Below are 12,553 nucleotides of genomic sequence, written 5' to 3'. Positions count from 1 at the left end.
TGTCCGATCAAGACCCGTGATGGCCGACGCAACAGAAATCCGTATTCCCTTCGCGGCGCAACCTGCCATATGAACCGGGTACAACGCTCGGAGAACCTGCATGGCGCAGCCCGCATTCACCACCGACTCCGGGGACACGCCCAAGGGGCTGGCCCTCGCCGTCACGGCCTATCTGCTGTGGGGGTTCCTGCCGCTTTACATGAAGGCCATGGCGCATATTTCTCCGGTCGAAGTGGTGGCCCATCGGATTATTTGGTCGGTGCCTGTTGCGGGGCTGCTGCTGATCGCGCTGGGCCGGACTGGCGATCTGAAGGCTGCTCTGCGTGATCCGGGCATGCTGGGAATGGCTTGCCTGACTGCTGCGCTGATCTCGGTGAACTGGGCTATCTATGTCTGGGCCATTGCCAGCGGCAACGCTTTGGATGCGGCGCTGGGGTATTACATCAACCCACTGTTCAGCATTGCGCTGGGGGCGATCCTGTTGCGGGAATCTTTGACGCGCACTCAAAAGATCGCTGTTGGTCTGGCGGCCCTGGGCGTGCTGGTTCTTATCCTCGAGGCCGGGCGCCTGCCTTGGGCCGCCTTGGGTCTGATGATCAGCTGGGGGTTCTATGCCTTTTTCAAGCGGTCTCTGCCCATCGGGCCGAACCAGGGTTTTCTGCTCGAGGTGCTGATCCTGTTGGTGCCTGCGCTGGCCTATGTGACTTGGCTGGTTGCCATGGGCGAAGGGCATTTTGGTTTGGTGGCCAGCGACACTTTGCTTCTGGCGGGCGCAGGAATCGTCACGGCGGTGCCTCTGCTGGTCTATGCCAACGGGGCCAAGATGGTGCGGCTGTCGACCATGGGCATCCTTCAGTACATCGCGCCAACGATGATCTTCATCACCGCGATCACCGTTTTCGGCGAGCAGGTCGACCGGGGACGGATGATTGCATTTCCGCTGATTTGGTCGGCGCTGGTGGTGTATTCACTGCCGATGATCCGGCAGGTGCGCGGTCAGGCCTGATCGAGGATTAACCGAGCCACCTGCTGCGCCCAGAGAGCATAGGCCTTGGGGCTGGGGTGATACCCGTCCGGTGCCGCCAGGGCCGGATCGTCCGGCAGGTTCAGGGCCAGGTGTCGCGCTTGCGGATACCGGCTCATGGCCTTTTGCAACCCGGTGTCCAGACGCGCCGCTTGTCGGCCCAACACCCAGGCCAAAGGCTGCGGCAAGGCCGGAAACCGCTCCATCTGTGGGACGCCGGTTGCGATGATACGACGGACACCCAGGTCGCGGGTGAGGCAGTCAAACAGATCGGATTGGTGTTTCTGGAACTGTTTGACCGTCGCACCACGGGTCACGTCATTCACCCCAAGCGCGGTGACGGCAACGTCGAAGGAATCGGTCATGTCACTCAGTGCCTCGATCGTGTCCCGCGTGGTGTGACCGGTGGTCGCGATCAGGCACCACTCGACGCTGAAATGCGGTGCAAGCTGGCGGATCAATTGCCCCGAGAGCGCCTGATCCTGGGTGCCGGCGCCGACGCCCGCCGCCGAGCTGTCGCCGGCAATCAGCAGGCGTAGTCGGGGGCCTTTTCCATGACGCCCCTCGCGCGGGCCGGATGGCTCGGGCAGTCGCAGCGCGCGTTGGCGCACCAGTAAGGCCTGCACCGCCAGCAGCGGAAGCAGAGGCAGTCGGGCGATCTGGTCCACGCCGACGGGGGCAGCCATGGTCAGCCCAACGCTGACTTGAATTCCAGGAAACGGGCGTCGGTCATCACGCGCGCCATCATCGCCTCGCGCAGCGCGCCGATGGTCTTGTATGGGCGCATGACTACCTCGAAGGTCTGGATCAGCCCGTCGTCGTTCAGAGTGATCAGGTCCACGCCCACCGCGTCCAGATCGCCGACCTTGCACTGAAACTCCAGCGCCCAGTCCTTGCCCGCGCCCATGATCCGGCGATAGCGGAACTGGGAAAACACCTGGCCTACATGGGCCAGCACCGCCGCCACCGGCGCGCGTCCCGTCCAAGTGCTGTAGTAGGTCGGCGGCATGAACCGCACATCTTCGGCCAGCAATTCGTGGATCAGGCTCTCGTCGCCCTTGGCAACCACCTCCTGTATGCGTTCGATCGTCGGGTGCATCTCGTCTCCTCCGCTTGGGGGTGAGAGTTGCGCGAACAGCACCCCCATCGCAAGGACGACGTTGCGAGAACCCACGCCCTGCGATAGGCAGCGCGCATGAGCGATACCTATGATCCGCCCCAAACCCCGCTGGACGTGCTGCACGAGGACGCGCAGGTAATCGTCGTGAACAAACCGGCGGGTTTGCTGTCGGTGCCCGGGCGGGGGGCGCATCTGGCCGATTGCCTCCTGACCCGCGTTCAGGCGGCCTTTCCCCAGGCGCTGCTGGTGCATCGGCTGGACCGCGACACATCGGGGGTTATGATCTTTGCCCAGACGCCGCATGCGCAGAAATACCTGGGCCAGCAGTTCGAGAACCGGCAGACCCGCAAGACCTATGTCGCGCGGGTCTGGGGGCGGGTCGAACCCAAGGCCGGAACCGTCGATCTGCCATTGATCGTGGATTGGCCGAACCGGCCGCGGCAGATGGTCTGCCATGAAACCGGCAAGCCCGCGGTGACCGATTGGCGCGTGGTCCGGCACGACGGCGACACGACCCGCATCCGCCTGTTTCCCAAGACCGGGCGCTCGCACCAGCTGCGGGTCCACATGCAGGCGCTTGGCCATCCGATTCTGGGCGATCCGTTCTATGCCGAAGGGCCCGCGCGGAATTTTCCGCGCCTGATGCTGCATTCCGAGGAGTTGCGCGTCAAACACCCCGAGGATGGCGTGTCGATGAAATTCCGCTCCGCGCCCGATTTCTGACCCTCTTTGCCCCGGCGGGCAGGTATTCGCCGATCTCGCCATTTTGTCGCTTGAGCCGTATTGCTGCTGGCATGATAAAATGTCTTCAACGAAGTAGCCCGAAAAACGGGTACAGGAGCAGAAGGTGATTCCATGACGATTTCCAGATTCGCGCTGCCGCTGGGACTGAGCGCTGCCCTTATTCTGGGCGCGTGTACCGATCCGGGGACCCTGCGAGTGCAGGACGACCCGAACCAGAACGCCAGGCAGGGCGCCATTCTGGGTGGCCTGATCGGGGCTGGTGTGGGGGCCATCGCCAATGATTCCAACCCCGGACTGGGCGCGTTGGCCGGGGCGGCCATCGGTGCTGCTGGGGGCGGGTTGATCGGCAACCAGTTGGACAAACAGGCCGCCGAGCTGCGCCAGCAACTGGCCAATGACGGCATCACCATCGTGAATGCCGGTGACCGGCTGATCGTCACCGTGCCCAACGACATCACCTTCGACACCGACAGCGCCACTGTCCGTCCGGCGCTGCGGGCCGATCTGGTGCGGGTCGGTCAGAACCTTGTGAATTACCCCAAGTCCAATGTGCAGATCATCGGCCATACCGACAGCGACGGCGATGCGGGCTACAACCAGGCCCTGTCGGAACGTCGCGCCAATGCGGTCGCCGACATCCTGCAGGCCAACGGGGTCAGCTATGCGCGCATCACGACCATCGGGCGGGGTGAAAATCAGCCGATCGCCTCGAACCTGACGCCCGAGGGCAAGGCACAGAACCGACGGGTCGAGATCGTGATCGTGCCCAGCGGGAACGCCTGACACGCGACAGACAACACGATGGGGTCGCGGCGCGCGACCCTTTCTTTTTGCACATTGACTGCGCGTCAAGCGCGCTATGGTTAGCGGCTGGAACGGCTAAACTGCAACCAGACACGATGATGGAGTTTCCCCATGTCCGACCCTATCCTTCTGGGCCTGTCCGGCTCGTTGCGGAAGAACGCCACGAACCGCAGGCTGCTGCGAGAGGCCGCCCGGCTGTTCAATCCTGGCACGTTCATCGAGGCTGATCTGAACCTGCCGCTCTATGATGGCGACCTCGAAGACAGCGTCGGGATACCGGACAAGGTGCAATTACTGGCGGATCAGATCACCCAGGCGCATGCGGTGGTCATCTCGACGCCCGAATACAACAAGGGGCCGTCGGGCGTGCTGAAGAACGCGCTGGATTGGGTCAGTCGCACCAAGGGGCGGCCCTGGGCCGACAAGCCTGTGGCGGTGATGTCGGCGGCGGCAGGCCGGGCCGGGGGCGAACGGGCGCAGATGATCCTGCGGGCGTCCATGGTGCCGTTTCAGCCGCGCGTTCTGGCGGGGCCGGAACTGCACCTGGCCGACAGTTCGAACGAATTCGACGATCAGGGACGACTGATCAGCGACCGATACGAGGCGACGCTGCGCGAGTTGATGCAGAAGTTGCGGGCCGAAGCCGAGTTTTAGGCCGATGGGCCATCTTGCCGGCCGGATGGGCGCGGCCTAGGGTGCCGCCATGACCGACCGTTCCGCCGAAACCCGAACCGACGTGATGGACCCTGCCCGCGCTGCGGCCTTGCAGATTGCGTTGGGTCAAACCGCATCGATCGAGGCCGGCTCAGCGCTGCCGCCCTTCTTTCACCAGCTGTATTTCTGGTCTCCGCGCCCGCCGGCCGAGCTCGGGCGCGACGGACACCCGGCCGTAGGGGATGGGCTGATCCCCGACCTTGGGCTGCCGCGCCGGATGTGGGCGGGCGGGCGGCTGCGTTTTCACGCGCCGCTGCGCGCAGGCGCCATGGCCGAGCGCCGCTCGTTGCTTGAGCAGGCCACCACGAAAACTGGACGCACCGGGCCTTTGGGCTTCGTCACCCTGCGCCACGAGATCCGTCAGGGCGGAACCCTGTGCCTGACCGAATGGCAGGATCTGGTCTATCGTCAGGACCCCGCAGCGGATGCGCGTAAGCCGATTCCGCCTGTCGCGCGGACCGACGAGACCGATGCGCGCACCGTCACGTTCGATTCGACGCTGCTGTTCCGCTACTCGGCGCTCACCTTCAATGGCCACCGCATTCACTATGATCTGGACTATGCCCGCGATGTCGAAGGCTATGACGGGCTGGTCGTGCATGGCCCGTTGCTGGCGCAGCATCTGATGCTGCTGGCGACCGATCTGCTGGGGCCGCTGGCCGAGTTCTCGTTTCGGGCCTCGTCGCCGCTGATGCATTTCGAACCGGCCACGTTGTGCCGCAACGGGAATGACCTCTGGGTGCGTGGGCCGGACGGACGGCAGTGCATGCAGGCCTGCGCCTTCGCGCAGTCAGAGTGACGCGTCGGGTCGGAAACCCTCGGGGATGGTGTCGCGGTCTTCCAGAACCAGATCGGCCATGACTTGGGCCACTTTGGGGGCCATGCCGAACCCGATCTTGAACCCGCCATTGGCGATGAACTGACCCTTGTGCAGTGGATGCGCGCCCAGCATCGGCGCGCGGCTTTTGCTGCGGGGGCGCACACCGGCCCAGCGTTCGATCACCTCGGCCCCGTGCAGCACCGGCACCGCGCGCAGGGCGCGTTCGATCACGTCGTCCAGGGCAGCATCGGTGCTGGTGGGGTCATCATAGTCGCGCTCGGACGTCGATCCGATTGCCAGCGTCCCGTCGGCATGGGGCACGATGTGGATCGCATCGGCAAACAGCTGCGGCACGTCGCCCGCGTTGAAGCGCAGCAAGGCCGCCTGCCCCTTGACGCCGCTGCCGACGGTCCTGCCGAAGGCCCGCGACAGCTCAAGCAACCCGGCCACGCCGGTGGCATGGATCACCCGGCCCCGGTCGGGCGCTTCGGCAGCGACCTCGACCCCCATCGTGGCCAGGGCGGCCACCAGCGCGGCACAGGCCCGGCGCGGGTGCATCCGCGCGCTGAGCGTGTCGTGAATGACAAATCCAGTGGGGCTGGGCGGGCACCAGGCGCCGACCTCCTCGACCCGCCGCACCGTCCAATCGGCGCGGCCCTGCCACAGGCTGCGGGCGGTCTCGGCGCGTTGATGCGCCAGGTCCAGCCCGCGCTGATCGGCGATCGGCTGCAGCCGCCCCAACCGGGCGTAGCCGGGCGACACGCCGCCGGTGGCCTCGACTTGTGTCCAGAAGGGTTCGGCCATCAGCAGGCTTTCGAACTGAAACGCCTTCTTGTCGTTCCAGTTTTCCGGCACATGCGGCGCCAGCGCCCCAACCAGCCCGCCGCTGGAGCCGGCGCCCGGGCCGAACGGGTCAACGACCTGAACCCTGGCACCACGCCGGGCGCAGGTCCAGGCGATGGACAGGCCGAAAATCCCGGCGCCGCGGATCGTCACATCGACCATTGCCAAACCTCTTTCCCTTGTTCAGTGTCGCGCCGCCTAGCTACAGGATTCCCTAATGGCAGACCAGCGCGCCGAATTGTCGTGGACGGACGAAACCATCCCGGTGTCGAACCGGTTCGACGACCCTTATTTCAGCCTGCAAAACGGGCTGGAGGAGACCCGCCACGTCTTTCTGGCGGGCAATGACCTGCCGGCCCGGTTCGCCCCCGGCTTTCACATCGCTGAGCTGGGCTTTGGCACCGGGCTGAACATGCTGACGGCCTGGGCCGCGTGGGAGACCTCGGGGCAGAGCAGCCCGCTGACCTTCACCAGTTTCGAGGCGTTTCCGATGGACCCGTCCGACATGGCGCGCGCGCTGGCGGCTTTTCCCCGGATCTCGCCTTGGGCAGGCCGGTTTCTGGACGCGTGGCAGGGCGGGACCTGTGACCTAGGGTCATTGCGCTTGACGGTGATCGAAGGGGATGCCCGCGAGACGCTTCCGGGTTGGGCCGGCCAGGCGGATGCGTGGTTTCTCGATGGGTTTTCACCGGCCAAGAACCCCGAGTTGTGGCAGCCAGACCTGATGCGGCAGGTGGCCGATCACACTGCCCCCGGCGGCACGGCGGCCACCTACACGGCGGCCGGATTCGTGCGCCGCGGCCTGCAGGAGGCCGGGTTCGAGGTTGCCCGCGCACCGGGCTATGGCCGCAAGCGGCACATGACCCGGGCGGTCAAGCCATGAGCCAGCAGAACAACGTGAAGGCCGGCATTGCCCTGATGGTCGGCGCGACCATCGTGTTTGCCCTGCAGGACGGGATCTCGCGTCACCTGGCGGGCACCTACAACACCTACATGGTGGTGATGATCCGATACTGGTTCTTCGCGCTTTTCGTGCTGGCGCTTGCGGCGCGGGCGCCGGGCGGTCTGGCCGCTGCGGCGCGGACCCGGCAGCCGGGGTTGCAGATCCTGCGCGGCCTGCTGCTGGCGGGCGAGATCTGCGTGGCGGTCTATGGGTTCACCATCCTAGGCCTGATCGAAAGCCAGGCGGTGTTCATCTGCTATCCGCTTCTGGTGGCCGCGCTCAGCGGGCCGGTTCTGGGCGAGACGGTCGGCTGGCGCCGGTGGGCCGCGATCGGGGTGGGGTGCATCGGCGTTCTGATCATCCTTCAGCCGGGGATGGGCGTGTTCAACCCTTGGGCGGTAATCCCGCTGATCTCGGCGTTGATGTTCGCGGTTTACGGGTTGCTGACGCGCTATGTGGCGCGTCAGGACAGCACCGCCACCAGTTTTTTTTGGACCGGCGTGGTGGGCGCCGTGTTCATGACCGCGATCGGCCTGTGGTTCTGGGAGCCGATGGTGCCGCGCGACTGGCTGTGGATGGGCCTGCTGTGCGTGACCGGGGTTCTGGGGCACTGGCTGCTGATCAAGTGCTATGAGATGGCCGAGGCCAGCGCGGTGCAGCCCTTTGCCTATTTCCACCTGATGTGGAGCGCCATCCTGGGGATCACGATCTTTGACGAAACCCTGCGCCCTGCCGTGGTGGCGGGCGCTGCGCTGGTGGTGGCCGCGGGGCTGTTCACCCTATGGCGCGAACGCCGCCAGGGTTGATCCGGTCAGTTCCCTCGAAAACGGGATAGGCAGCGCCGGCTTGCCCAGCCGCGCGCGATAGACGGGCAGGCTTTCCGTCACCCGCATCACATAGTTGCGGGTCTCGGAAAACGGGATGGTCTCGATCCAGTCGATCATGTCCACCTCGCCGCGCAACGGGTCGCCGTAGCGTTCCCTCCACGAGATCGGCCGGTTCGGTCCGGCATTGTAGCCGGCGGCCATCATCACGACGTTTCCGTCGAAATCGGCCGCCAATTTGGCAAGGTAATTGGCCCCCAGCTTGGCGTTGTACTGCCAGTCCGCGGTCAGCCGAGGGGTCTTGTGCCCGCTTAGAATGCCCAATTCCTGCGCCACCAGCTTGGCGGTGGCGGGCATCACCTGCATCAGGCCGCGCGCACCCGCGCCGCTGACCACTACCGGGTCGAACTCGCTTTCTCGGCGGGCGATGGCCAGAACCATCTCTTCGGCCATCGGCAGGCGCATGTCGGCCACGGGGTGCATCGGGTAATAGGCCGCGGGCAGAACGACCCCTTCGGTCGCCGCGCGCTTGGCGATCATCACGGCCAGGTGCGGCTCGTTCAACTCGATAGCCAGGTCGCCCAATTGGCCGGCCTGTACCGGGTCCAGCCCCTCGACCAGATGGGTCAGGAACCGTTCGGCAAGGTCGCGTTCGCCCGCGCGCAGCAGCAGCAACCCGGCCTTCAGAACGCTGGAATTCGCAAAATCGGCCTGTTTCCAATGTGGCGCCCGGCGCGGGTTGGCCAGATCGTTGTCGAACGGGCGGCCGATTTGTTCGGCCGCCAGCAGCCCGTAGAACGACGTCTGATAGTCCGCCCCCAAGGCAAAGGCTTCATAGGCTTTCTCGGCGTTGCCCTGCGCGGCATAGGCCCGGCCCAGCCAATACCCGCCCCGACCCATCGAGATCGGCGATTGAACCGCGCCGAGGAAATTCTGGAAATGCCGCACCGCCGTGTCGGGATCGTTCAGCCTGCGCAGGGCCAGAAACCCCGACAGCCACTCGAGGTCGGCATAGCCATAGCCCATCTCGGGGGTCATGTGGTGGTTGGCGGCAATGGCATAGGCGCGGTTCGCATCGCCCTGACGCATCTCCAGCCGCGCCAGCCGACGCCGCCCCTCGGCCCATTTGTCGGGCTCGCCCAGGGCCTCGGGGCTGGTCGAGCGGGTCAGCATCAGGTCGATGGCGCTGTCGTCCAGTTCCTTGCGGTCACGCCATACGAAACGGTCGAAGGCCAGCCCCGGATCATCGGCAAGCGCCTTGGGCACCGCGGCGATCTTGGCATCCACGCCGGGCGCGCGTTTTTGCAGCGCGATCCGGGCCTCGGCCAGTTTGCGATAGTCGCTGCCCACCAGCGGCAGCATCTGAGCCGCGCTGATCAGGTGCCCGTCCCACAGCATCCGGTCCAGCCGGGCCTGATGATGCGGTTTCAGCAGTTTACCGAAGTTTTCAACGTAGTCCTTTTGCAGGCCCTCTCCCATCGGCATGGTGCGCCACGCAGTCACGATATCGGCCTGCGCGTCGCCGACCCGTCCCTTCGCCATCAATGCGATGGCATGGTTCAGGGCGCCTTCGGCCGTTTGCGGAGGGGTGTCCCGGTAGAATTTAAGAACCCGGTCGGGGTCGGCGCCGGTGAAGGTCGGCTCGCTTTTGCGGCGCAACCAGGCCAGTCCGGGCCAGTCGGGCCGCCGGTCAAGAAATACCAGAACGTCGCCCGAACTGCCGAATCCCTGGCGCAGCCAGTGCCACACGATGATGTCGCGCGAAACCGAGCCGCGCGCGCCTGCGACGCGCAGGGCTTCGTTCCAATCTCCGGCACGCATTTCCGCCAGTCCGGCCCGCAGGTCGGCCACGCTGTCGGCGCGCGCGTTTCCGATCTGCATCGTCATCGCCAGAATCGCCGTGGCAATCAGTGCCAGAATCCGTGTCATCCCTTGCATTTCCCGACCAACCGTGGATACAGCCATTCAGGATAAACCTTGCGCCGCCGGGATCAACTCAAGAAACCTAAATTCGTATCGGCCCGCGACGCACATCACACGATTGAACCTCAAGGAGCGTTCCATGTTCAAAGGCTCGATGCCAGCTCTTGTCACCCCGTTCCGCAACGGCGAGTTGGACCTGGATACGCTCAAACAATTGGTGGAATGGCAGATTGCCGAAGGGTCGACCGGTCTGGTGCCGGTGGGCACGACCGGCGAGAGCCCGACGCTGAGCCACGAGGAACACGAAACCGTGGTGGCCGAGGTGGTCAAGGCCGCCGCGGGGCGCGTGCCGGTAATTGCCGGGGCCGGGTCGAACAACACGGTCGAGGCGATCCGCTTCGTGCGATTCGCGCAGAAGGTCGGCGCCGATGCCGCTTTGGTCGTGACGCCCTATTACAACAAGCCCACCCAACGGGGGCTGTTGACCCATTTCCGCGCCTTGCACGACTGCGCCGACATTCCGATCATCATCTACAACATCCCCGGCCGGTCGGTCATCGACATGACCCCGCAGACGATGGGCGAACTGGCCCAGCTGCCGCGGATCGTCGGCGTCAAGGACGCCACCGGCGATCTGGCCAGGGTCAGCCAGCAGCGCGCCACCTGCGGTACCGATTTCATCCAACTGTCGGGCGAGGACGCGACGGCGCTGGGCTTCAACGCCCATGGCGGGGTCGGCTGCATCTCGGTCACCGCGAACGTGGCGCCGAAACTATGTGCCGAGTTCCAGCAGGCAACACTGGCGGGCGATTACGCCACGGCGCTGGAGTACCAGGACCGCCTGATGCCGCTGCACGAGGCGATCTTCATCGAACCCGGCCTTGTCGGTGCCAAATATGCCCTCAGCAAGCTGGGCCTGTGCTCGGAAGAGGTGCGCTCGCCGCTGACGACGCTGGAGGACGGCACAAAGCAGGCCATCGACGCGGCGATGCGCCACGCGGGCCTTCTCTGATCCGGCGCGGGCTGTCCGCCCGCCTGCCTCCGGGAGTGAGCGGCCGGGGGTCTCTCGTCAGCGCTTGCCGTAGTACAGGCCGACCACATGTTCGGCCTGGGCAAAGAACAGCCATCGGGAAACGGCCACGCCAGCAAGGTGCGACAGCACCGCCAGCGCGGCGAACAGGTGGTTGAACGGTAGCGCCAGCAGAAGCACGGGCAGCACGAAGGCCAGACCAAAGGAAATCACCCGCAGCTTTTCGGCATGTTTGCGTCCTACGACGTGCACGAACTCCCGCAGCAGATAGTTGGTGCCCGTATGCGGGGGCTCGAAGGCGCGCACGGTGCCGCGGTCGCCCAGACCGGTGGCCGTGGCGAGCGTGGTGCCCGCATTCGCGAAAGCCTGGTCGCCCTGACGCCAGTACAGGATCTGGATCAGGGCCGCGATCAGCAGCAGTGGAATGGCCAGGGCCGTCTGCCCCGCCAAAAGCGCCCCGCCCGCCAGGCTGAAACTGAGAAACATGGCCGGGGTCAGCTTCATGTTCCAGCGCGGGATCGTTTTGAGCTGCGTGTAGATCATCGCAGTCGTGAATACGGTCGCCAGCGACAGCAGCGATCCCAGCAGGCCCAGCTCGGCCCAACGCTGGCCGAGGAAAACCACGCCGATAGCATAGAGCCCCATGACCATCAGGGCCAGAACCGCGCACCAGCCCTCGCGGCTGAGCCAGCTGGTCTTCCATTGGTTGAACGCCTTGAGCGCGCGTTCGGGATGGCCGAGGTGAAAGGTCGAGGCCAGAAGCCCGCCCACCGCCAGCGCATAGGCGATGGCGAAGAACACGAACGCCACCCAACCCGAGACATTCGGCAAGCCCAGGCCCAGAAAAAACATCAGGCCGAAGCCCAGCCCCGACAGGGTTGTGAACACGATGACAGAGGGTGCGGGATGCATGTCAGAGCTTCTCCAATGCCTTGTCCAGCCAGCCAAGAAAGCCCTTCGGCTCGTCGGCGACCGGCGCCAGCAGGGGCGCCAGGATGTCGATCTGGTCTTCGACCGTGTCCTTGGGGCGGGGTGGCAGGTATTTGTTGATGGGTTTGGTGCCCATTTCAGGCATCAGATCCATGCCGCCGCGCTCGGCCACCAGTTGGCTGACCGCGCTGTCGGGGTCGCCCAGGTCGCCGAAATGACGGGCGCCCGCGGGGCAGGTCCGCACGCAGGCGGGAACGCGGTCTTCCTCGGGCAGGTTGTCGTTGTAGATGCGATCGACACACAGGGTGCATTTCTTCATGACGCCCTCTGCGGCGTCCAGTTCGCGCGCGCCATATGGGCAGGCCCAGGCGCACAGGCCGCAACCGATGCAGTCGCTTTCATTGACCAGCACGATCCCGTCCTCGACCCGCTTGTAGCTGGCGCCGGTTGGGCAGACGGTGACGCAGGGCGCATCCTCGCAATGCAGGCAGGATTTGGGGAAATGGATCAGTTGGGCGGCACCTTCCGCCGGCTGCACCTCGTAGGAGTGCACCCGGTTCAGAAATGTGCCCGAGGGGTCGGCTCCATAGGCGTCCTGATCGGACAAGGGGGCGCCGTAATTCTCGGTGTTCCAGCCCTTGCAGGAGATCACGCAGGCATGACAGCCCACGCAGGTGTCCAGGTCGATGACCAGGCCCATCTTTCGTTCGGTGGATTGGGGGAGTTGGGTCATAGTGTCTGCTCGTGTTCCGGGCCGGGAGAGGTGAGGGTGCCAGCCCCCTCTTGAGCCTGGCGGCTCAATTCACCCCCGGGATATTTCGGGCCAGATGAAGG

Annotated in this window: 14 protein-coding genes; 8 read left to right on the top strand and 6 right to left on the bottom strand. The window is 65.3% G+C overall.

All coding sequences use genetic code 11. From position 1 onward, the window contains the following. Positions 1-100 precede the first annotated feature (100 nt). Positions 101-1,006 (top strand): EamA family transporter RarD, encoded by a 906-nt coding sequence (gene rarD / locus AC2FMD_RS12935; RefSeq protein WP_496742463.1) that lies wholly within the window; start codon positions 101-103, stop codon positions 1,004-1,006. Here the strand turns inward: rarD and AC2FMD_RS12930 are convergent. Both AC2FMD_RS12930 and AC2FMD_RS12925 read right to left on the bottom strand, forming a co-directional pair. Beyond that, complete coding sequence (locus tag AC2FMD_RS12930) at positions 997-1,710, bottom strand: SGNH/GDSL hydrolase family protein (protein WP_496742464.1); 714 nt, start codon at positions 1,708-1,710, stop codon at positions 997-999. The two genes, rarD and AC2FMD_RS12930, sit on opposite strands and share 10 nt — an antisense overlap. A gap of 2 nt (positions 1,711-1,712) precedes the next feature. Continuing rightward, the gene (locus AC2FMD_RS12925) at positions 1,713-2,123 is read right to left on the bottom strand and encodes a nuclear transport factor 2 family protein (protein WP_496680383.1); all 411 of its coding nucleotides are present in this window, start codon (positions 2,121-2,123) and stop codon (positions 1,713-1,715) included. 96 nt (positions 2,124-2,219) lie between these two features. On the opposite strand from AC2FMD_RS12925, the gene AC2FMD_RS12920 reads away from it, so the two are divergent. The 4 genes from AC2FMD_RS12920 to AC2FMD_RS12905 all read left to right on the top strand — a co-directional run bounded on the left by AC2FMD_RS12920 (position 2,220) and on the right by AC2FMD_RS12905 (position 5,205). Beyond that, positions 2,220-2,867: an RluA family pseudouridine synthase gene (locus AC2FMD_RS12920; RefSeq protein WP_496795090.1), complete on the top strand. Its 648-nt coding sequence runs from the start codon at positions 2,220-2,222 to the stop codon at positions 2,865-2,867. 132 nt (positions 2,868-2,999) lie between these two features. Continuing rightward, the gene (locus tag AC2FMD_RS12915; protein ID WP_496710732.1) at positions 3,000-3,671 is read left to right on the top strand and encodes a YiaD family glycine zipper/OmpA-like lipoprotein; all 672 of its coding nucleotides are present in this window, start codon (positions 3,000-3,002) and stop codon (positions 3,669-3,671) included. A gap of 132 nt (positions 3,672-3,803) precedes the next feature. Beyond that, a complete protein-coding gene (locus tag AC2FMD_RS12910) occupies positions 3,804-4,346 on the top strand; it encodes an NADPH-dependent FMN reductase (protein WP_496795089.1) in 543 nt (180 codons plus the stop codon). 49 nt (positions 4,347-4,395) lie between these two features. Then, positions 4,396-5,205 (top strand): HTD2 family dehydratase, encoded by an 810-nt coding sequence (locus AC2FMD_RS12905; protein WP_496795088.1) that lies wholly within the window; start codon positions 4,396-4,398, stop codon positions 5,203-5,205. Here the strand turns inward: AC2FMD_RS12905 and AC2FMD_RS12900 are convergent. Further along, the gene (locus AC2FMD_RS12900; RefSeq protein ID WP_496680391.1) at positions 5,197-6,231 is read right to left on the bottom strand and encodes an NAD(P)/FAD-dependent oxidoreductase; all 1,035 of its coding nucleotides are present in this window, start codon (positions 6,229-6,231) and stop codon (positions 5,197-5,199) included. The two genes, AC2FMD_RS12905 and AC2FMD_RS12900, sit on opposite strands and share 9 nt — an antisense overlap. Positions 6,232-6,286: 55 nt before the next feature. On the opposite strand from AC2FMD_RS12900, the gene mnmC2 reads away from it, so the two are divergent. Continuing rightward, entirely contained in the window at positions 6,287-6,952 is a 666-nt protein-coding gene (mnmC2, locus tag AC2FMD_RS12895; protein WP_496743453.1) for a tRNA (5-methylaminomethyl-2-thiouridine)(34)-methyltransferase MnmC2, read from the top strand. Continuing rightward, entirely contained in the window at positions 6,949-7,818 is an 870-nt protein-coding gene (locus AC2FMD_RS12890; RefSeq protein WP_496689616.1) for a DMT family transporter, read from the top strand. Before mnmC2 ends, AC2FMD_RS12890 begins: the two co-directional genes overlap by 4 nt. Here the strand turns inward: AC2FMD_RS12890 and AC2FMD_RS12885 are convergent. Continuing rightward, on the bottom strand, positions 7,792-9,765 hold the full coding sequence (locus tag AC2FMD_RS12885) for a lytic transglycosylase domain-containing protein (RefSeq protein ID WP_496795087.1): 1,974 nt from the start codon (positions 9,763-9,765) through the stop codon (positions 7,792-7,794). The two genes, AC2FMD_RS12890 and AC2FMD_RS12885, sit on opposite strands and share 27 nt — an antisense overlap. Positions 9,766-9,898: 133 nt before the next feature. Here AC2FMD_RS12885 and dapA point away from each other — a divergent pair, with 133 nt between their 5' ends. Then, positions 9,899-10,771, top strand: a complete 873-nt coding sequence (gene dapA / locus AC2FMD_RS12880; RefSeq protein ID WP_496680399.1) for a 4-hydroxy-tetrahydrodipicolinate synthase — start codon at positions 9,899-9,901, stop codon at positions 10,769-10,771. 57 nt (positions 10,772-10,828) lie between these two features. On the opposite strand, the gene AC2FMD_RS12875 is transcribed toward dapA, so the two are convergent. Then, a complete protein-coding gene (locus AC2FMD_RS12875; protein WP_496743455.1) occupies positions 10,829-11,701 on the bottom strand; it encodes a dimethyl sulfoxide reductase anchor subunit family protein in 873 nt (290 codons plus the stop codon). A 1-nt stretch (position 11,702) separates the two neighbouring features. Beyond that, entirely contained in the window at positions 11,703-12,452 is a 750-nt protein-coding gene (locus tag AC2FMD_RS12870) for a 4Fe-4S dicluster domain-containing protein (RefSeq protein ID WP_496743457.1), read from the bottom strand. Positions 12,453-12,553: the final 101 nt, after the last annotated feature.

The sequence above is a fragment of the Ruegeria sp. BHSC276 genome (assembly GCF_059612945.1).
The sequence above is the reverse complement of the archived record's forward strand: the minus strand, read 5'-3'. Positions and strand labels throughout refer to the sequence as shown.